Here is a 21259-nt window from a genome sequence, read left to right as displayed (position 1 = left end):
CATTCAGGCGCGCATATTGGCTCCGTTGGCGTCATAGAGCGGCGCGCCCTGAACGCGCGCGTCATACATTTCGCCCAGAATCTCTACCTGTAACTCCACACCGTCCTTAGCCATTTCCGACGGGATATACCCCATTGCGACAGATTTCCCGACATGGTGGGCATATCCACCCGAGCTGACGTATCCGACAGCGTCGCCATTCCTCAGGATCGCCTCATCGTTGCTGACGTCGATGCCGTCCACGTCGATGACAAGGGTTACGAGTTTCTTTTCGGCACCCGAAGCACGCTGTTCTTCGGCGGCGGCTTTGCCGATGAAATCCTTTTTCCAGTTGATGAAGGCGTCGAGCCCGCTTTCAACCGCGTTGAAGTCAGGCCGGAAGTCGAGCGCCCAAGCCCCCCAGCCCTTTTCCAGCCGCATCGACATGAGGGCACGCGCCCCATACCAGCGCAGGCCGAGATCGGCGCCCGCCTCTTCGATCGCCTCGGACAGACGGATGAGGTATTGCGGCTTGCAATAAATCTCGTAGCCCAATTCCCCCGAGAAGCTGATCCGGTTCAGGATCACCGGCACATCTCCGACATAGCACTGATCGAGGTCGCGGAATTTGAACGCCTCGGCCGAGACATCCTTGCGGGTGATCTGTTGCAGAAGATCACGCGATCTGGGCCCCGAGATCGCGATTCCGTGCCAGTCATCCGAGACATTTTCATAGGCTACATCGTCGGGCAGGCGGGCCTCGAACCAGCGGCGGTGCGCTTCTTGCATGGCGCCCGATCCGAAGAGCATGAAATGATCCTCGGCAAGGCAGGCCACCGTGAGATCACCGTAAAGCTTACCTTTCTCGGTCAGCATCGGAGTGAGCGTCAGGCGGCCCGGCCTGGGCACATGCCCCGCCAGAACGCGGTCGAGGAAGGCGCGCGCGCCAGTGCCCTTGAACTCGTGCTTGGCAAAGTTGGCGATCTCGATGGCCCCGACGTCAGAGCGCACGGCTTCGACCTCGCGTTTCACATAGTCGAAAGAGCGGTTACGCTCGAACGAGGGAACCTCGTGGGCATCCTCCGGGCCGTCGGCGAACCAGAGCGCATGCTCAAGCCCGAAGCCTTGATCCATGATCGCGCCCTTGGCCACGAGACGGTCATAAAGCGCCGTGGTTTTCTGCTTGCGGCCCTTGGGCAGGGTCTCGTTCGGGAATGTCATGACGAAGCGGCGCTCGTAATTCTCGGTCGATTTGACGGTGCCCCAATCGGGGCTGGCCCAGTCACCGAAGCGCGCCACGTCCATCGCCCAGACATCTATCGAGGGTTCACCGTCGATCATCCATTCGGCCATGGTGAGACCCACGCCGCCGCCCTGACAGAAGCCCGCCATGACACCGACCGCGCACCAGTAATTGGTCATGCCAGGCACCGGCCCGATCATCGGGTTGCCATCCGGGCCGAAGGTGAAGGGCCCGTTGATCATGTCCTTGATCCCTGCGCGCCCCAGCGCCGGAATCCGGTCGAACCCGAGTTCCAGCCGGTCGGCGATACGGTCTAGGTCGGGGGGAAGCAGTTCGTGACCGAAGTCCCACGGCGTGCCGTCGACCTTCCATGGCGTGCCGCGCGGCTCGTAGGTGCCCAAGAGCATCCCCTGCCGCTCCTGCCGGAAATAGATATTGGCTTCGTAGTCGATGCCGCAAGGCAGGCGCTCACTGCGCTCGGCAATTTCGGGGATCGCTTCGGTGATAAGGTAGTGATGTTCCATCGGTTGCACGGGGATGTTGAGCCCCTGCATATGCCCCACCTCGCGCGCCCAGAGGCCCCCGCAATTGACGATATGCTCGGCGTTGATGACGCCCTTGGGGGTGGTCACGTCCCAGCTTCCGTCGGGGCGCTGTTTCGTCTCTGTGACACCGCAATGCGTGAAATATTGCGCGCCGTGATGCCGCGCGGCCTTGGCAAAGGCATAAGTGGCGCCCGATGGATCAAGATCGCCATCTTGATCATCCCAAAGGGCGGCAAGGTAGTGTTTTGGGTCAATAAGCGGATGACGGCGGGCCAGCTCTTCGGGCGAGATGAATTCCTGATTGAGGCCCATATAGCGCGCCTTGGAGCGTTCACGCTTGAGGTAGTCATACCATGTCTTGTTCGATGCAAGATAGAAGCCGCCGGTCATATGCAGGCCGACCGACTGTCCGCTGGTTTCCTCGATCTCCTTGTAGAGGTCGATGGTGTAGCCCTGAAGGCGGCTGATGTTGGGGTCGCTTGAAATCGTGTGGATTTGCCCCGCGGCGTGCCAGCTTGATCCGCTGGTCAGCTCATCGCGTTCCAGAAGAACGACATCCTTCCAGCCGAACTTGGCGAGGTGAAACAGGATCGAGCAGCCGACCACGCCGCCGCCGATCACAACCACCCGTGTGTGCGAGGGGAGCGTCTTGCCCCCGGCTTCACCTTCTTTCAGGACTTCAGGCATCTTGGTCTCCGTGGTTTTTCGTCAATAGATCGTTGATGTCATCTTCATCCATGGCCCGCGAAAGCCCGGTGAAATCTCCGCTGAGCAGGCCGCGCGTGGCGGTGATGGCCGCGCCATAGGCGACGCGAGCGAGCGACCCCCCGACCGAGAGACGCGCCGCACCCATTTCCGCAAAATCCGCGTGTGTCAGAGCCGAAAGCGAGCCACTTGCAAGGATGTTCACAGGCACGGATACGCTTGCGATCACCTGTTTTGCTGCATCTGCGTCGGGCAAGCCCGGAACATAGACGCAATCGGCGCCCGCGGCCTCGAACGCCTGAATGCGGCGGATGGCCTCGGCCAGATCATACTGACCCAGCATGAGGCCATCGGCGCGGGCCACCAGCACGAAATCGCGCGGCAGGGCGCGGGCCTCTGAGGCCGCTGCCCGGATGCGCTCTACGGCGAGATCGGTGGCGTAGGGCGTGAAGGCGGGTAGCGCCGTATCCTCGATCGAACACCCGGCCAGCCCGGCCTCGGCGGCAAGGCGGATGGTCCCGGCCACGTGATCGGGCGGCTCACCGAAGCCGTTTTCGAAATCGCCGGAGACGGGGATACCGACCGCACTCACAAGATCGGCAGCATGGGCAAGCGCTTCGTCACGGGTCAGCGTTCCGCCATCGACGCGGCCTTGGGTAAAGGCATGGCCGGCCGAGGTGGTTGCGATGGCCTCAGCGCCCAAGGCTTCGACCATGCGGGCCGATCCCATGTCCCACGCGTTCACCAGAACGAAGGGCTTTCCCGGCCTGTGCAAATCGCGAAAAACAGAGCCTATATCGGCCATTTTCTATCCTTCCCAATCCATCACGACCTTGCCGGAATTGCCCGAGATCATCGCGGCGAATCCCTCTTCGAAGTCGTCGATTCCGATCCGATGGGTGATAAGGCCCGACACATCGAGGCCCGACTGCACAAGCGCGATCATCTTGTACCAAGTCTCGAACATCTCGCGCCCGTAGATGCCTTTGACATGCAACATCTTGAAGATGAGCGTGTTCCAGTCGACCGCGAACTCGGTTGGTGCAATGCCAAGCAGGGCGATCTTGCCGCCGTTGTTCATGCGCGCGATCATCTGCTGCATGGCCGCCGCAGCCCCAGACATCTCGAGGCCCACATCAAAGCCCTCGGTCATGCCGATATCATCCATCACGCCGCGCAGCTCTTCCTTGCTGACATCCACGACGTGTTGCACGCCCATCCGGCGCGCCAGATCGAGGCGATAGGGGTTGATATCGGTGATCACGACTTTGCGCGCGCCCACTTTCTGCGCCACCAGCGCCCCCATGATCCCGATGGGGCCAGCACCTGTCACAAGCACGTCCTCGCCCACCAGATCGAAGCTGAGCGCGGTGTGCACGGCGTTGCCGAAGGGGTCGAAGATGGCCGCGATCTCGTCGGGGATATCGTCGGGAATGGGCACGACGTTGTCCTCGGGGATGCAGAGGTATTCGGCAAAGCTACCGGGGCGGTTCACGCCGACACCTTTGGTGTTGCGGCAAAGATGCCCGCGGCCCGCGCGGCAGTTGCGGCAGGTTCCACAGACGATATGGCCTTCGCCACTCACCCGCTGACCTTTGCGGTATTTGGTGGCCGCCGGTCCCATATCAACGATTTCGCCCACGAATTCGTGACCCACTACCATGGGCACCGGCACGGTCTTGGCGCTGAACTCGTCCCATTTCCAGATATGCACATCGGTCCCGCAAATGGCCGATTTCCTGACCTTGATCAGCACGTCGTTCGGCCCCGGCTCGGGCACGGGCACGTATTCCATCCAAAGGCCCGGCTCGGGTTTGGCTTTGACGAGTGCTTTCATTTCGTTCTTCATGCCGCGTCCTCCCAGAGGTCGGTTGACAGATATTTGAGCCCGCTGTCGCAGACGACGAAGGCAACGGTGCCGCCCCGTTCGGGCCCTTTGAGAAGGTCGATGGCCGCGGCAAGGTTGGCGCCAGCCGAGTAGCCACCGAAGATACCTTCGTGACGGGCAAGGCGGCGGGCGTTCTCACGCGCGTCATGCCCCGAAACAGTGACCGTTCCCGCCAGATCGACCTGCGCAAGATGTGCAAGCTCGGGCATTCCGTAACCGCCACCCTGTATCGGGTGATCGGGCCTTTCGGGGGCGACACCGTAAAGGCGGACACCTTTTGGCCCAAGATAGCGGGCACAGCCGCCCAGGGTTCCGCCAGAGCCGATGAAATCGCAAAACGCGGTGATCGAACCGCCGGATTGGTCCCATATCTCGGGCGCGGTGCCGGTTTCATGGGCGCGCGGGTTCGCGGGCCCCCGGAACTGATCGGCACGGAAGGCGCCACGCTCTTTGGTGAGGCGTGTCGCGGCCTTATCCACCAGCGCAAGATCGGCGCCCGAAACCTCACCCGGGCGGGCGCCCTCGGCCTGTGGGACAAGCACGACCTCGGCGCCAAGCGCCCGCATCATCCGCGCGCGTTCAGGCGAATTTCCCTCGCTCATCACTGCGACGAAGGGATGGCCAAGCACAGAGCAGACGATGGCCAGCCCGGTGCCCATGTTCCCCGAGGTCAGTTCGACCACGGTTTGCCCCTCGGACAGGTCACCGCTTGCGCGGGCGTCTTCGATGACGGCACGGGCGGCGCGGTCCTTCTTGGAATAGCCCGGCAGCAGGTTGTCGAGCTTGGCCAGAAGCCGGCCCTCAAGGCCCAATTCGTCCCTGATACGGCTCAGCTCGACCAAAGGGGTGCCGCCGATTGCGTCTATGACCGATGGCAGGATCACGAGATCACCCCCAGCTCACGGCCCACCTTCTCGAATGCCGCGATCGCGCGGTCGAGCATGTCGCGGGTGAGCGCCGCGCTCATCTGTGTGCGGATGCGATCCTGATCGCGCGGCACGACGGGGAAGCTGAAGGCGGTGACGTAAACCCCCTCTTCGCCCAGTCGCGCGGCCATCTCCTGTGCCAGTTTCGGATCGCGCAGCATGACGGGGATGATCGCGTGCTCACCGGGCAGAAGCTCGAATCCGAGTGCGCCCATTTTCTCGCGGAAATAGGCGGCATTCTCCCAAAGGCGGGTTCGCAGTTCACCGCCATCCTCAAGCAGGTCAAAAACCTTGAGGGACGCCGCAGCGATGACCGGCGCGAGCGTATTCGAAAAGAGATAGGGGCGCGACCTTTGCCTCAGCCAGTCCACCACCGGCGCGCTTGCCGCTGTGTAACCACCCGAGGCCCCGCCCAGCGCCTTGCCCAGCGTCCCGGTCATGATATCGACCCGGTCGGTCACACCGAATTTCTCGGCGGTGCCACGCCCGGTGGGGCCGACGAAGCCGGTGGAATGGCAATCGTCCACCATGACCATGGCGTCATACCGATCGGCCAGATCACAGATCTCGTCCAGCCTTGCATAGTAGCCATCCATGGAAAACACGCCATCGGTCGCGATCAGGCGGTGGCGCGCGCCGCTTGCCTCTTTCAGGCACCGCTCAAGATCGGCCATGTCGGAATTGGCATAGCGCAGCCGCTGCGCCTTGCAGAGCCGCACGCCGTCGATGATCGAGGCGTGGTTAAGCGCATCCGAAATGATCGCGTCCTCGGGGCCGAGGATGGTTTCGAAAAGTCCGGTGTTGGCGTCAAAAGCGGCGGCATAGAGGATGCTGTCCTCCTTGCCCAGAAACCCCGCGATACGTGCTTCGAGCGCCTTGTGCTCTTCCTGCGTGCCGCAGATGAAGCGCACCGAGGCCATGCCAAACCCGTAACGGTCAAGCGCGTCATGGGCAGCGGCAATGATGCGGGGATCATCGGCAAGGCCCAGATAGTTATTGGCGCAGAGATTGATCACCTCATTCCCGCCGGCCAGTGTTACCTCACCGGCCTGCATCGAGGTGATGACCCGCTCACTCTTGTAAAGCCCGTCGGACCTTAACCCGTCGAGGCGGTCGTTGATGTCGTCGTTGAACCTATCGGCAGCGCGCATATCGCTCTCCTGTGTTTCTTACCGCCGGATCCCTCCCGATACGGGGGGCAGGTCCATGGGAGCCCGCCTGTATCCAGCTTCAATACCATGCCTCTGGTATCTCAGATTTTCGACGGGCAACATAGGCGCGCAGCTCTTCTTCCTTGGCCTCATCGAGCTTCGGCGGCTGATAGGCATCAAGCAGCGCATTCCAGCGGGCATGAGCCCTGACGCGCATATCCATCGAGCCCCCGTCCTCCCAGCTTTCGACATTCTCGCTGTCGCTGAGGGCCGGTTCATAGAAGGCTGTCTGGTAGTTGCGCATGGTGTGCGCGCATCCAAGGAAATGACCCGCCGGGTCGACCTCCTTATAGGCATCTCTTGCCAATGCCTCGTCACTGGCATCAAGCCCGCCCAGAAACTTCTGATACGCACCGAGCCGGTCGGCATCCATCACCAACTTTTCGAAGCCGGTGCAGAGCCCACCTTCGAGCCAGCCGGCGGCGTGCAACACGAAATGAGCACCGGCCAGCGCGGTCGAGTGCATCGAATCGGCGGATTCGTAGGCGGCCTGCGCGTCTTCGATCTTGGAGGCGGTCAGCGACCCGCCACAGCGCAGGGGAAGCCCCACGCGGCGCGCCATCTGACCGATGGCATAGTTCGAGATCACCGGCTCGGGCATGCCGAAGGTGGGGGCCCCACTCTTGAGGCTCATCGACGACAGGAAGTTGCCCAGCACAAAGGGCGCACCCGGCCTGACAAGCTGAGCGAAGGCGCAGCACATCATCGCTTCGGCCATGGCTTGGGTCACGCTGGCCGCCGTGCTGACCGGCCCCATGGCACCCGAAAGGATGAACGGCACCACGATGATCCCCTGTCCGCGACCGCAATAAACCCGGATCGCCTCGGTCACGACCTTGTCCACCAAGAGCGGCGAGTTGGTGTTGACGTTGCCCATGATGACGCATTGCCGGTCCATGACATCGCGGCCGTGCAGAATCTCGGCCATGTCGACGCTGTCCTGTGCGCGGCTCATTTCGGTGATCGCACCCAGATGCGGTTTGTCCGAGGCGGTCATGTGGGACAGGATCATGTCGAGGTGTCGATGGCTGACCGGCACGTCGCAAGGCTCACAGATCACGAGGCCCGTGTGATGCAGATTGGGATGCATGTAGGCGAGCTTTACCAGCTTCTCGAAACTTGCCATGTCGCCGTAGCGCCGCCCGCCGGCAAGGTCGCGCACGAAGGGCGCGCCATAGATCGGCGCAAACACCTGATGCGTGCCGCCGATGGTGACCGACCGAGCGGGATTGCGGGCCACTTGGGTGAATTCACTGGGCGCCTTGGCACACAGCTCGCGAATCCACTGGGCATCGGCGCGCACGCGCGTGCCCTGAATGTCGGCACCGGCGTCTTTCCAGATGCGATGCGCTTCGGGGTCGTCGCGAAATTCGACTCCGTTCACTTCGATCAGCCAATTCACCTGCGCTTCGAGCCTGACGAGGGTCTCTTCGTCGATCACGTCGAAGAAGGGCAGGCCCCGCCGCACATGCGGCGACGGCAACGCCGACAATGCAGCCCCGGTGTCGCGCCGCGATCTCACACGTCTTGCCATGCGATCCCCCCTCTGAGCAAATCAATCTATACAAGCTTTTCCGCCCTGTGATCCTTGCAAAATTCAACGCTTTGGATAAACACAGCTTATGCATGATCTATGGAAACTGGTCGCCTCACCGCGGCATCTTCTGGTGTTCGAGGCCGCGGCGCGCACCGGGTCGTTCACCCGTGCCGCGCGGGAACTCAACGTGCAGCAACCCGCCGTTTCCGCAGCGATAAAACAATTGGAAACCTCGTTGGGCACCGCCCTTTTCCTGCGCGCGCATCGTGCGGTCACGCTCACACAGGCGGGCGAGCGGCTTTATGCGGATGTGGCGGCGGGCTTTGCCCGGATACATCAGACCGCAATCATGATCGCGTCACGCGGTGATCAAAACCATGTGACCCTTTCGGCCTCGACCGCGTTTGCGCATTACTGGATGGTGCCACGCCTTGCCCGATTTCACGAGGCGCAGCCGGACATCGACCTGCGGCTGCAAACCTCAGACAGGGAACCCGACATGGACGCGGAGCGGATCAGCCTCGCCATTCGCCGGGGCCATGGCGAGTGGCCGGGATGCCATTGCCACAGGATCGCACCCGAGGTGATCGCCCCCATTGCCGCGCCACGGGTTATGGCCGCGGCGGCGCATCTTCGCACGCTGGCCAATCTGCTGAGTCTGCCGCTCATCCACTTGGAGGAACCGGTTCGTCACCGGCCCGGATGGGCCGAGTTCTTTGCCCATTGGAACCTGACCGTAAAGGCCCCTCACAAGGGTCTGAGACTGAATGACTATGCGCTTGTGTTGCAAGCGACGATGGCCGGCGAAGGCTTTGCGCTTGGTTGGCGGCATACGACCGAAACTCTTACGTCCCAAGGGCTTTTGACGATGCGCGAGGACTGGGCTTGGGAAACGGGGGCAGGCTTCTATCTTGTCTGGTCGGCGTCGCGCCCGCTCAGCCCCGAAGCAAAGCAAGTGCGGGATTGGCTGGTGGCGCTCGCCGTGTGAGACGCTTTGATTTTCATGCCTCCGGCGGGGATATTTTCGGCAAGAAGAAAGACCACGGGCCCAGCGAAGTCATTCCGCGATGCGCGGACGACCCGACGCCTCGACGGTGATTTCAGCTTCGAGAAAGACCTCGCGCCCCTCGGCCTGCGCCTTGCGGATATCGCGATGATCCTTGATCTGAATATCTTCGGCGCCTGCGGCGACAGCCTCGGAGCGCGCCTCCTTGCGGAGGTGGGACAGCAGGGTTTCGATCGCGGTGTCCACGGTCGTGAAATCTTCGGGCCCGGTTTCCAGATGCGCCCGATACCGACCTTCACCCGGCACGGTGATGGTGCCGCTACGCCGGATGGTGACGCGCCCCACCACGGCCCCGATGGCATTGGCGACGCCGGCATATTCGGGCAGGACCATCTCGCATCCCAGCCGCGCCCCGACCGCCGGATAATAGGTTCGGGCCGAGGCGCCAAGGCCGACGACCGGCACGTCGAGTCCCGCCGAAAGCCGCACAAGGCCGCGATGCCCGTCAAGGCCCCGCTGAGTGAGGACGTGACGCGCGAGGTTGACCGCGGGCTCTTTGAAATCATGCGGGTCCTCGTCGAACGCCGACTCCAGCAAGGCAAGCGAGGTCTGGTGTGTCAGCTGATCCACGATCAAACGGGCCAGTTGCACCGGATCGGGGCAGAGCATGTTGCCCGCACCGGTGCGCTTGCGCCCGGTGAGTTCAAGTGCCATTCGCGCGGCCTCACTGTCCCAGCTGTCGAGTTGTCCGAGCACATGGCTCGCGTCCGAGGGGGTGAGGCCCGCAACCTGCACCAGCCCACGCGCCACCAGCCGCCTGAGCGCCTGTGCCTCCATCCGGGTGCGCAAAACACGGCCCACAGGATGCACGCTATCGCCAATCCGGGCCAGCAACGCCGCCTCGCGATCCTGCAAACCATCGGCCTCCATCCCCGGCACGGCACGCAGGAAACGGGCGTCATACTCGCCCGGGGCCGCGCTGCGCACCTGTTCCTCAAGGGCCGCATGCACGACACCGGGCGCCTCGGCGGCAATCAGGCTGACCGGCACGACACGGCGCGGGCCAAGTGTCAGGCCGCCTTTGAGGCCTTCGTCCTCGACATGCACCTCACTGTCGCCGCCAAGCCCGGTGGTGCGCATCGCCACCGCCTCGACCATGGTGCGCCACGGTCCGACGCGCGCGCCCGCAGGGTCGATCGCCGGTCGCCCTTCGCGAAGCACTGCCACATCCGTGGTGGTGCCGCCGATATCCGACACAAGGGCGAATTCGGCCCCCGTCATCCAGCGGGCGCCAACGATTGAGGCGGCGGGACCGCTCAGAATGGTTTCAATGGGGCGGGCACGGGCCTGATCGGCACTGATCAACGCTCCGTCACCGCGCACCACCATCAGCGGCGCTGTGACGCCAAGCTCCCGCAGCTTGCCTTCGGCGCGGTCAATCAGGCGCGCGATCATTCCGATAAGGCGCGCATTCAGCACCGCCGTCAGGGCCCGCTTCGGGCCATTGAGCCGCGCCGAGAGATGATGCGAACACGAGACAGGCCGCCCGGTGACATCGTGGATCATCTCGGCCACGGCCAGTTCATGCGCCGGGTTTCGCGTTGCGAACTGCGCGGCGACGGCAAAGGCGGAGATGCCTTGATCCTGAGCGAGCCAGCGCGCAAGCCCATCGAGGTCGAGCGGGGCCGTCTCACCACCCGCATGGCTGTGACCACCACTGAGCAGGAGCGCCGGGTCGCCCGAGAGCGCCTCACGAAGACCGTGAGCCTCAAGGTCGCGCTCCTTGAACCCGACATAGACAAGGCCAACGCGCCCGCCCTGCCCTTCGACCAGCGCATTTGTAGCAAGTGTCGTCGAGAGTGAGGCCAGACCGATTTCAGACACATCCGCACCGCTTTGAGCCAGAACCGCCTCGACCGCGCCGCCGATGCCGATGGCAAGGTCATGCCGTGTGGTCAGAGACTTGGCCGTGGCGATCACCTCGGTCTCGTCGCGGATCAATACCGCGTCAGTATAGGTTCCGCCCGTATCCACCCCAAGCAAAAGCGCCATGCACCCGTCTCCTGTTGTCTCGGCAAGGGTTTAGAGATTCAGGCGTCGTGGTCCAGCCCGTTTGCGTCAGATTTCAGTCGTTCCACCGCCCAGCGCGCAGCATCCGCCACCGTTTCATCGGGATCTGCAAGATGCGGCTCGGCAGAGGCGATCAACGCGCGATCACCGGAATTGCCGATGGCATAAAGCACGTTGCGCAGAAAGCGGTTGCGCCCGATCCGTTTGATCGGCGAGCCTGAGAACTTCGCGCGGAACGCGGCATCGTCGAGCGTGGCCAACTCGGCCAATGGCGGCGCGTTCAGATCATCGCGCGCATGATAGCGCGTTTCACGCGCCGTCACCGCGAACTTGTTCCACGGGCAGGCCGCAAGACAATCGTCACAGCCATAAATGCGGTTGCCCATGAGGGGGCGCAACGTAGGGTCCACGGGGCCATGATGCTCGATCGTGAGATAGGAAATACAGCGCCGGGCATCCAGTTGATAGGGGGCGGGAAACGCATCTGTCGGACAGGCATCAAGGCACGCGCGGCACGATCCGCAATGATCGGCCTCGGGCGTATCCACCGGCAATTCCAGCGTGGTGAAAATCGAGCCGATGAAGAACCAATTGCCCAGATCCCGGCTCAGAAGATTGGTGTGCTTGCCCTGCCAACCAAGACCAGCGGCCTCTCCGAGTGGCTTTTCCGGCACGGGCGCGGTGTCGACAAAGACCTTCACCTCGGTCTCGTCTCCGGTTTCGGCAATGAGCCAGCGAGCCACCCGCTTGAGCCGTTTCTTCACCATATCATGGTAATCGCGGCCCCGCGCATAGACCGAGATCGTGCCAACATCGCCTTGATCTAGGGTCTCGGTCGGATCGCGTTCCGGGGTATAGCTTTCGCCCAGCATGATCACCGACCGCGCCTCGGGCCAAAGCACCGAAGGATCGGCGCGCCATTGGCTGCGACCTTCGAGCCATGTCATCTGACCATGCCGCCCCTTTGCGAGAAATTCAGCCAGCCGTTCGGGCACCTGCGGCACGTCCCAGGGCCGGCAGATACGGGCAAGGTCAAAGCCCTCTTCGATCGCACGGGCGACCAGTTTGTCCTTGAGCGAGCTCATCTTTCTTCTTGCCTGAAATATCCCGGCGAAACCGCGAAATCCCCCCGCCCTTCGCAGCAGGGGGCACCGCGCCTATCAGAAGTCGAGATTGGCATAATGCGCGGGAGGCGGAAAACCGGGCACCTGATCGGCGAGGATACGGCGAAAGGCCGGGCGCGATTTGATCTTGGCATACCAGTCCTTGACCGTCTCGCTACGGTTCCAATCCACGTCCGAGATATAATCGAGCGAACTCAGATGCGCCGCGGCGGCGAAATCGGCAAGGGTCATCACGTCACCCGCCAGCCAGCGGCGGTGATCGAGAAGCCACGCCATGTAATCGAGGTGAAACTTGATGGCCTTGGCGCCGGCCTTGACATTCGTGCTGTCGGGAAAGCCCTGTCCCATCACCTTCTTGTTGACCCGCTCATAGACCAGCTTTGATGTCACCTCATGGTGGAACTTGTCATCGAACCAGCTCACCAGACGCCGCACTTCGTATCGTGCTTCGGGGCTTTTGGGCATCAAGGGCGGTTCGGGATACTTTTCTTCGAGGTATTCGCAGATCGCGGCGCTTTCGGAAAGTGTGCGCCCCTCGATGCGCAACACCGGCACCTTGCCCGCCGGATTTCGCCTAAGGAAATCCGGGCTCGCCTCCCAGTATCGCTCTTCGGCCAATTCACAGTCGATCTTCTTTTCGGCAAGGCTTAGCCGAACCTTGCGGCAAAAAGGCGAGAGCGGGACGTGAAAGAGCTTGGCCATGGGCGGACGGAGTTCCGGTGTTGCGTGTTCTTCTTCAATGCCCGGATAAGCGACGGGTTTCAATCCTCGAAACAGGCGGCGCGGCCATCCCGGCGGATGGTGGCCGCCCCGTCCATGATCTGTGCGGCGCGGTTGCGCAAGCGCGCTGACGGTTGACTGGCCGAGCGTGTTTTCGGCGAAGGAAGCAGCGCCGCAAGCCGCGCGGATTGAACCGCGCTGAGTTCAGCGGCAGACCGGTCGAAATAATGCTGTGCCGCCGCTTCGATGCCAAAGACACCTTCGTCGAACTCGGCGATGTTGAGATAGACTTCGACAATGCGCCGCTTGGTCCAGAAGGCTTCGATGACCGGCGTGATCGTCGCCTCAAGCGCCTTTCGCAGGTAGGACCGGCCATGCCAGAGATAGACGTTCTTCACGGTCTGTTGGCTAAGCGTCGAAGCGCCGCGTGTTTCACCGCTTTCGACAACTTTGCGGATCGCGCGCATGTCAAAGCCCCAGTGCCGGCAGAAATTCGCGTCCTCGGCTGCGACAACGGCGCGGGCCATCACCGGCGCAATGCGCTCGATATCCACCCATTCATGGCGGATCGTGCCAAGCCGGTGGCGTTCCTGCTTCATGTAAAGCGTGACACCGGGATCAAGCACGCGATGCGCGGCGACCACCCCGGCCACAACGAGAAGCGAGGTGACGAGAAACCACAATGTCCAACGCCGGAACCAGCGGCGCAGTCGTACATGCCACGGGGCACGCTTCGCGGGTTTCGTTGATTTTGCCATAACGCCTCGATGCCGGATGCCCGTCTACGCGGGATTTCGGCAAACTTAAAGCGTTTCGCGAAAAACCTGAATCACAGATTTTCGCGAAACGCTTTGGACGCTAAGCGCGCGCGGGTCCATGACCACGCGCGCGCCTTGAAACGTCAGGCTTCGCTCACTCCGCCGCGACCTGCCCTTCGACCGCTTCGACCTTCACCGCCGAGAACTTGAACTCGGGGATCTTGCCATAGGGGTCGATGGCCGGGTTTGTAAGGATGTTCGCAGCCGCTTCGACATAGGCGAAGGGCAGGAACACCATATCGGGCGCAATGGCCCGGTCGGCGCGGGCCATGACCATGATCGTGCCGCGTTTGGTGGTGAGACGCACCATGCCGCCCGGCTCTACACCGAGCTTGCGCAACGTGGAGGGGTGCATCGAACAGTTCGCCTCGGGCTCGACCGCATCGAGAACACGCGACCGGCGCGTCATAGACCCGGTGTGCCAATGCTCAAGCTGACGGCCCGTTGTCAGGATCATCGGATAATCCGCATCGGGTGTGTCGTCCGGCGCGATGACGCTTGCCGGGGTAAACTTGGCCCGGCCCTCGCTGCGCGGGAATCCGTCGCCGAATACAACCGCCTGACCGGGGTCTTCGGGGCTGAGGCTTGGATAGGTCACGGCGGTCTTCTCAAGCCGCGCCCAGGTGATGTTGTTCATCGACGGCATGTTCAGCGCCATTTCCGCAAACACTTCGGAGGGATGCGTATATCCCCAGTCGAGTCCGCACCGCCGGGCCAATTCCACCTGAATGGCCCAATCTTCGCGCGCATCTCCGGGTGGGGTGACGGCGGGGCGCACCATTTGAACCTGACGGTTGGTGTTCGAAACGGTGCCCGACTTTTCATAGAGGGTCGAGGCGGGCAGGATCACGTCGGCATAGTTGGCCGTCTCGGTGATGAAAATGTCCTGCACCACAAGATGATCGAGCTTGGCCAGCGCCTCGCGGGCATGCTCCACGTCGGGGTCCGACATGGCCGGGTTCTCGCCCTGAATATACATGGCCTTGATATCGCCGTCATGGATCGCGTCCACGATCTCGGTCACGGTCAGCCCCTTCTCGTTGCTGAAATCGCCGGACCCCCAGACATCGGTGAAGGCTTTGCGCACCTTGTCGTCGGTGACGCTCTGATAATCGGGCAGGAACATCGGGACGAGACCCGCATCCGACGCGCCCTGAACGTTGTTCTGACCGCGCAGCGGGTGCAACCCGGTTCCGGGCCGCCCCACATGCCCGCACATCAGCGCAAGCGAGATAAGGCAGCGCGAATTGTCAGTGCCATGGATGTGCTGCGAGATGCCCATGCCCCAGAAGATCATGCCGGATTTCGCACCGGCAAATTCGCGCGCGACCTCGCGCAGGGTTTCGGCCGGAATACCGCAAAGGTCTTCCATCTTTTCGGGCGCAAAATCTGCAAGGTGGGCTTTCTCGGCCTCCCAGTTCTCGGTGTAGGCGTCGATATACTGTTTGTCGTAAAGCCCCTCATCCACGATCGTGTGCATGATCGCGTTGAGCATCGAAACATCCGCACCGGGGCGGAATTGCAGCATATGCGTCGCGAAGCGGCGCAAGCCCACGCCGCGCGGGTCCATCACGATAAGCTTGCCACCGCGCTTGGTGAACTGTTTGAAATAGGTGGCGGCGACGGGATGGTTCTCGATCGGGTTGGCACCAATGACAATAGCCACATCCGCATTCTCGATCTCGTTGAACGTGGCGGTCACGGCCCCAGAGCCCACGTTCTCGATTAGTGCGGCCACCGAAGAGGCATGGCACAGCCGCGTGCAGTGATCCACGTTGTTGTGGCGAAAGCCTTCGCGGATGAACTTTTGAAAGAGATAAGCCTCTTCATTCGTACATTTGGCCGAGCCGAAGCCCGCGACCTCGCGACCGCGCCCCTTGAGCCCGTTGGCCGCCACATCGAGCGCCTCGTCCCAAGATGCTTCGCGGAAGAATTCCTGCCAGTTGCCCGGCTCGACGTTCAGCGCCTTTTCGGGCGCATCTTCGCGCCGTATCAGCGGCGTGGTCACGCGATGGGGATGGTGGATGTAGTCATAGCCGAACCGCCCCTTGACACAGAGGCGACCTTCGTTGGCGGGGCCGTTGATGCCCTCGACATATTTGATCTTGTTGTCCTTGACCTTGACCGAAATCTGACAGCCGACCCCACAGAACGCGCAGACGCTATCGACCTCGTGGTCGTAGTCGGCGCGGTCGCCCACCTGATCCTCGTCGACCACTGAGGAGGGCATCAGCGCGCCGGTCGGGCAAGCCTGAACACATTCACCACAGGCGACGCAGGTCGAGTCGCCCATCGGATCGGCGAAATCGAATGTCGGATAGGTGTCATGCCCGCGTCCGGCCATGCCGATCACGTCATTCACCTGCACTTCGCGACAGGCCCGCACGCAGAGCCCACACTGAATGCACGCATCGAGATTGACGCTCATCGCGACATGGCTGTCATCCAGAAGCGGAATGCGCCCGTCTTCAAGCTTGGGGAAGCGGCTTTCCGAAACACCCTGCGCTTCGGCCATATCCCAGAAATGCGCCGATTTGTCGTGCGCTTCGTTGCGCTCGGGCTGATCGGCGGCCAGCATCTCGATGACCACTTTGCGGGCGGTGGCCGCGCGCGATGTGTCTGTCTTCACGACCATGCCATCGCGCGGTTCACGGATGCACGACGCGACAAGATTGCGCTCGCCCTCGACCTCGACCATGCAAGCGCGACAGTTGCCATCGGGGCGATAGCCGGGCGCAGGCTTGTGGCACAGATGGGGAATCACCAGTCCGCGGCCATTGGCCACCTCCCAGATCGTCTCGCCCGTGCGGGCCTCGACTTCCTTGCCATCCAGCGTGAACTTGATCGTATCGGACATGAGTGCGCTCCCTACTTGTAACCATTCTAGACCATGAGGCGCAAAAAGGGAGTCCGCCAATCGCGACACCTGCTGCATTTTTTGCGCCAAACGCCCCGCGAGGTTTCCAATAAAGAACGGTTTTTCCCGCTGTGGATGCGTTGCAATCGGCCGGGGCCGACCCTAACCTGCAGCTTCGGTCATTCACAAAAAACGAGGCGGGCATGGCAGACATCCTTCTGGTGCGGCACGGGCAAGCCAATTCGCATGCACAGGACGAAGAGGACTATGATCGCCTGTCCGATCTCGGCCATGATCAGGCGCGTTGGTTGGGTGCGCATTTGCAGGCGACCAATCCGCATTTTGACCGGGTTATCACCGGCACCCTCTCGCGTCAGATCGAGACCGCCCGCAGCGCAGGATACGAGACGCATGAAAGAGATGCCCGGCTCAATGAGTTGAGTTATTTCGCGCTGGCTCAGGCGGTTGAGGTTCAATTTGGCCTTCCGGCACCATTGGATGCGCGCGAATTCGCGCGCTACCTGCCGCAAGTGGTCGAGCATTGGGCCGAGGACCGGCTCAACGAAGTTCCCGAAACATTTCACAGCTTTCACACGCGGGTCGATTCGCTTCTGGGTGAGCTGTGCTCTCTCGGGGGTCGAACTCTTGTCGTGACATCAGGGGGCGTGATCGGGATGGTTCTGCGTCAGATCCTGCGGCTTGAGACGCAAGCGATGGCCGAAGTCATGCTACAGGTGATGAACTCGTCCATGCATCGGCTGCATTTCGTTCACGGACGGCTTATGCTGTCCTCGTTCAATGCCACGCCGCATCTGGACGCGCCCGAACGCGCCCATGGCCGCACCTTCATCTGAAAGGCGACCCGCATCATGGAACTTTACTATGCACCGCAGACAATCTCGGTGGCTGTCGCGATGGCCTTGCAGGAGGCCGGGCTTGCGCACAAGCTCACGCCGATCGACATCGCCGGTGGCGAACAATCGAGCGCGGCGTTTCACACCATCAACCCCAAGGGGCGGGTGCCGGCGCTTGACATCGGGGGCGAGATCCTGACCGAAACCGGAGCGATCCTTGAATATATCGCGGCACAGGCGCCCGATCGCGCGCTTGTCCCTGTTGATGCATTGAAGGCGGCGCGCATGCGCGCGGCGATGTATTACCTCGCCTCGACCATGCATGTGAACCACGCGCATAAACGGCGTGGTCATCGCTGGGCCGATCGCGAGGAAAGCCGCAGGGACATGACCGGGAAGGTGGCGCAGACCATGACCGACAGCGCGCGCTATATCGAGGCGAACGTGCTGACCGGTCCGTTCATCCTTGGAGCTGACCTGAGCGTGGCCGATTTCTATCTTTACACTGTCTGTTCGTGGCTCGAAGGCGATGGCGTAGACGTTCAGCCGCTTCCGGGGATCAGGGCCTTCCGGGCCGAGATGGAGATGCGAGACGCGGTGCGGTTCGCACGCGAAAACGGGTTGTTTGGCTGATAGGTGTTGCGAAGAGCTTGGCTCACAGCTTTTGTGACACCCGGCACACCACACCAACGCTTTGGGAGACATAAGCGATGACACATCTTTGGGTGCGGGCCGAACAACGGCCCAACGAAGAGCGCGCGGGCCTCACGCCGGAAGGCGCCAAGACCCTGATGGAAAAAGGCTTTTCGGTCACGGTCGAAGACAGCGGGCGGCGGGCGATTCCCATCGAAGGATACCGCGCGGCGGGATGCGACATCGCACCCGAGGCAAGCTGGCCCGAGGCGCCGCAAGATGCGGTGATTTTCGGGCTCAAGGAACTGCCCGAGGATGGCACGCCGCTGCGACACCGTCACATCATGTTCGGCCATGCCTACAAGGGCCAGCATTCGGGCGCGGCACTTCTGGCGCGCTTCGCAAAGGGGGGCGGAACGCTCTATGATCTTGAGTATCTCGTGGACGCGGACGGCCGCCGCGTGGCGGCGTTCGGATATTGGGCGGGATATGCGGGCGCCGCGGTGTCAACCCTGGCTTGGGTCGCGCAGAGAGATGGCGGCATCTGTCCACCCGTGGCGACCTATCCTGATACGGCGGCCCTTCTTGAAACGCTTCGCGATGCGTTAGGCGCATCCCGCCCAAGCGCCATCGTCATCGGCGCGAAAGGCCGCGTCGGCACTGGTGCGGCCGACCTTTGCGAGGCGTTGAGCATGACCGTAACCCGCTGGGATATAGAAGAAACATCGCATGGCGGCCCGTTTCCCGAACTTCTTGAACATGACCTCTTTTTCAACTGTATCCTTGCCCGTCCCGGCACGCCGGTCTTTGTCCCGGAAACCGCGCTGACAGCGCCGCGCCGCCTGAAGGTGATCGGCGACGTGGCCTGTGATCCCGACAGCGACTACAACCCTGTACCGGTCTATGACGCCGCAACCACATGGACCAAGCCCGTGGTGCGGGTGTCCGAAAATCCGGTGCTCGACGTGATGGCGATCGACAATCTTCCCTCCCTTCTTCCTGTTGAGAGCAGCGAGGATTATGCGGCACAACTTCTGCCATCACTCCTGACGCTGGATAAGCCGGACAGCGGGGTCTGGGGCCGGGCCGAGGCGGAGTTTCACAAACACGTTCCGGCCTGAAGCCGGGCCGGGTTAACGCAGCGAACGGAACGTCGGTATTCACGTCGGCATTCACGTCGGTATCACGCCGGTGCGAAACATTGCATGGGCGACACCCATGAGAGAGCCATGAACCTGAACGCTGAGACCCGAAGTTAAAGCACCTCGTCTGTAACCTGATATATCAAAAGGCGGAGCAAGTCGGGCTAAAGCCGAAACGCATTGGCCATGCCAGAAACGGAGGAGTATTTTGGATGCCAGTCATCAAGCTTAAACCGCGTGAGTATCCGGTCGCCATTTTCACAACTGTCTATGTCTTGGCCTTCACGGTCTGGTTTCTGATGAGCGGGAATTACGAATTCGTCGTCTACGTGATCACGATGTTCATCCTGATCACGCTCATCGGCAGGAGTCTCCGGTCGGTGGAGTATCCGGTGTCCATGCTCTGGGCGCTTTCGGCATGGGGACTTTTGCACATGGCCGGGGGCGGCGTGCCAGTGGCCGGGTCTGTTCTCTATTCGCTGCAACTCTTTCCAATCACGCCGGCGGATGGTGAGATGCAATTGCTCAAGTATGATCAGATCGTCCACGCCTATGGGTTCGGCGTGACGGCTTGGGTGCTCTGGTATCTGATGAAGCGGCATTTTCCGATGCTGATGGGAACCAAGACGAGCCTGCTTTACCCGGCACTGGCGGCCATGGGCCTTGGAACTGTCAACGAGATCATCGAATTCATCGCTATTCTTTCGGTGCCGGAAACCAATGTCGGGGGATATTTCAATACCGCGCTTGACCTAGTGTTCAATGCACTCGGTGCCGCGATCGCGATGACGATCATAGCGGCGACCGCCAAGCCGGAGCGCGCCTCGACCTGATCTTTTCCTGATGGAACCGCGGCCAAATGCGGTGTCGGGCTCATTCGCCCGTAGGCGGGGTGCCCGTGGTGAAGCGCACCCTTCACATATCGGCATGACCGCCTTTTGACCTCCGTTTCTTCCCGGCGCCCCTTGCCCTTTGCCCGGACCTTCTCCAACGTCACCCGACCAGACCGGACATCAGGGACAAAGCGACATGCAAAGCGACAGCGACCGCACCGGGCTTGCCATCGGCCTGAGCCTTGTCGCCTTGTTGCTGTTCGATGCGATGGGCCTGATCATCAAGCACCTGTCTGAACACTACAGCCCGGCCGAACTCAGCGCCTATCGCAATTTCTTTGGCCTTGTGCCGAGCGCAATCGCGCTCTGGTCATCGCGGGCGTGGCACGCGAAAGGCCGACAGCTTTGGATGCGGCAATGGAAGGTGGGTTGCCTGCGCGGCATGATCACGACGCTGGCGCAATTCTGTTTCTACATGTCGCTGGGCTTGCTGCCTTTCGCGACGGCGGCGACGATCGGCTATGCCGACGCGCTTTTCATGACCGCTCTGGCGGTGCCGCTTCTGGGAGAGAAGGTTGGCAAGGCGCGGTGGCTTGCGGTGGGCATCGGTTTTGCCGGCGTGGTGATGATCATGGGGCCCGGCAGCCAAAGCTTCACCCCTGCCGCGCTTCTGCCGCTGGTGGCGGCGTTCTGCTATGCGCTGTCGGGTGTTCTGGCGCGGCGGATGGATGCGGATGTGCCCAGCCCGTTGATCAACCTTTATGGAACCGCCACGTCGGTGGTGGGCGCGAGCCTGCTTACGCTTGCGCTTGGCGGGTTCTCGGGCATCCGGGGGCCGGGTGACCTTGGTTGGATCGTGGCGATGGGCATGTTCGGCGGTTCGGCGGTTCTTCTGCTGGTGATTTCGTTCCGCATGACCCAACAGGCGAACCTCGCCCCGTTCCATTACTTCGGCATCCTGTTTGCCTTCGTGTTGGGGTGGATCTTTTACGACGAGGCACCGGTGGACGACCTGATGCCGGGCGCGGTCCTCGTGGCGGCGGGCGGTCTTTTGATCGTATGGCGGGAACGGCAACTGCGCCGCGCCCGGCTCTGGGGCGCGCGGGGGCCGCATACGCGGATTTGAGCGGGGTCGCATTGCCATGGATCGCGTCATCTATAACAGGAG

Annotated in this window: 17 protein-coding genes; 6 read left to right on the top strand and 11 right to left on the bottom strand. The window is 62.1% G+C overall.

The genetic code is table 11. From position 1 onward, the window contains the following. Positions 1-3: 3 nt before the first annotated feature. From V8359_RS09535 to V8359_RS09510, 6 genes are all read right to left on the bottom strand, one after another. Positions 4-2454: a GcvT family protein gene (locus V8359_RS09535; RefSeq protein ID WP_336428528.1), complete on the bottom strand. Its 2451-nt coding sequence runs from the start codon at positions 2452-2454 to the stop codon at positions 4-6. Further along, on the bottom strand, positions 2447-3277 hold the full coding sequence (locus tag V8359_RS09530) for an isocitrate lyase/PEP mutase family protein (protein ID WP_336428526.1): 831 nt from the start codon (positions 3275-3277) through the stop codon (positions 2447-2449). Before V8359_RS09530 ends, V8359_RS09535 begins: the two co-directional genes overlap by 8 nt. A gap of 3 nt (positions 3278-3280) precedes the next feature. Then, complete coding sequence (tdh, locus tag V8359_RS09525) at positions 3281-4309, bottom strand: L-threonine 3-dehydrogenase (RefSeq protein ID WP_442970349.1); 1029 nt, start codon at positions 4307-4309, stop codon at positions 3281-3283. 8 nt (positions 4310-4317) lie between these two features. Next, a complete protein-coding gene (locus tag V8359_RS09520; protein WP_336428524.1) occupies positions 4318-5244 on the bottom strand; it encodes a PLP-dependent cysteine synthase family protein in 927 nt (308 codons plus the stop codon). Beyond that, positions 5241-6437: a glycine C-acetyltransferase gene (locus V8359_RS09515; protein WP_336428522.1), complete on the bottom strand. Its 1197-nt coding sequence runs from the start codon at positions 6435-6437 to the stop codon at positions 5241-5243. The genes V8359_RS09520 and V8359_RS09515 overlap by 4 nt, the downstream gene beginning before the upstream one ends. A 79-nt stretch (positions 6438-6516) precedes the next feature. After that, positions 6517-8031, bottom strand: a complete 1515-nt coding sequence (locus V8359_RS09510) for a trimethylamine methyltransferase family protein (RefSeq protein ID WP_336428521.1) — start codon at positions 8029-8031, stop codon at positions 6517-6519. Between the two features lie 88 nt (positions 8032-8119). Here V8359_RS09510 and V8359_RS09505 point away from each other — a divergent pair, with 88 nt between their 5' ends. Next, positions 8120-9022: a LysR substrate-binding domain-containing protein gene (locus V8359_RS09505; RefSeq protein WP_336428520.1), complete on the top strand. Its 903-nt coding sequence runs from the start codon at positions 8120-8122 to the stop codon at positions 9020-9022. A gap of 69 nt (positions 9023-9091) precedes the next feature. Here V8359_RS09505 and V8359_RS09500 read toward each other — a convergent pair whose 3' ends face one another. The 5 genes from V8359_RS09500 to fdhF form a co-directional block, all read right to left on the bottom strand. After that, the gene (locus V8359_RS09500; RefSeq protein ID WP_336428519.1) at positions 9092-11092 is read right to left on the bottom strand and encodes a hydantoinase/oxoprolinase family protein; all 2001 of its coding nucleotides are present in this window, start codon (positions 11090-11092) and stop codon (positions 9092-9094) included. A gap of 38 nt (positions 11093-11130) precedes the next feature. After that, the gene (gene queG, locus V8359_RS09495; protein WP_336428518.1) at positions 11131-12195 is read right to left on the bottom strand and encodes a tRNA epoxyqueuosine(34) reductase QueG; all 1065 of its coding nucleotides are present in this window, start codon (positions 12193-12195) and stop codon (positions 11131-11133) included. 75 nt (positions 12196-12270) lie between these two features. After that, positions 12271-12936 (bottom strand): FtsZ-binding protein FzlA, encoded by a 666-nt coding sequence (gene fzlA, locus V8359_RS09490; protein WP_336428517.1) that lies wholly within the window; start codon positions 12934-12936, stop codon positions 12271-12273. A gap of 59 nt (positions 12937-12995) precedes the next feature. Next, a complete protein-coding gene (mtgA, locus tag V8359_RS09485) occupies positions 12996-13712 on the bottom strand; it encodes a monofunctional biosynthetic peptidoglycan transglycosylase (RefSeq protein ID WP_336428516.1) in 717 nt (238 codons plus the stop codon). A 154-nt stretch (positions 13713-13866) separates the two neighbouring features. Beyond that, on the bottom strand, positions 13867-16629 hold the full coding sequence (fdhF, locus tag V8359_RS09480) for a formate dehydrogenase subunit alpha (protein WP_336428515.1): 2763 nt from the start codon (positions 16627-16629) through the stop codon (positions 13867-13869). A 203-nt stretch (positions 16630-16832) separates the two neighbouring features. Between fdhF and V8359_RS09475 the strand changes: the two genes are divergently transcribed. From V8359_RS09475 to V8359_RS09455, 5 genes are all read left to right on the top strand, one after another. Then, entirely contained in the window at positions 16833-17483 is a 651-nt protein-coding gene (locus V8359_RS09475) for a histidine phosphatase family protein (protein WP_336428513.1), read from the top strand. A 15-nt stretch (positions 17484-17498) separates the two neighbouring features. Next, positions 17499-18116 carry a glutathione S-transferase family protein gene (locus tag V8359_RS09470; protein ID WP_336428512.1) on the top strand — a complete coding sequence of 206 codons (618 nt, stop codon included), beginning with the start codon at positions 17499-17501 and terminating at the stop codon, positions 18114-18116. Positions 18117-18193: 77 nt separating this feature from the next. Then, positions 18194-19237 carry a saccharopine dehydrogenase gene (locus tag V8359_RS09465; RefSeq protein ID WP_336428511.1) on the top strand — a complete coding sequence of 348 codons (1044 nt, stop codon included), beginning with the start codon at positions 18194-18196 and terminating at the stop codon, positions 19235-19237. A 233-nt stretch (positions 19238-19470) separates the two neighbouring features. After that, entirely contained in the window at positions 19471-20091 is a 621-nt protein-coding gene (locus V8359_RS09460) for a hypothetical protein (protein ID WP_336428510.1), read from the top strand. 196 nt (positions 20092-20287) lie between these two features. Beyond that, positions 20288-21217, top strand: coding sequence for a DMT family transporter (locus tag V8359_RS09455; RefSeq protein ID WP_336428509.1), 930 nt, complete (start codon positions 20288-20290; stop codon positions 21215-21217). Positions 21218-21259 lie beyond the last annotated feature (42 nt).

The organism is Roseovarius sp. E0-M6, from assembly GCF_037083845.1.
GTDB lineage: Bacteria > Pseudomonadota > Alphaproteobacteria > Rhodobacterales > Rhodobacteraceae > Roseovarius.
Note: the sequence above shows the minus strand (reverse complement) of the source record. Positions and strands in the feature narration are given on the sequence as shown.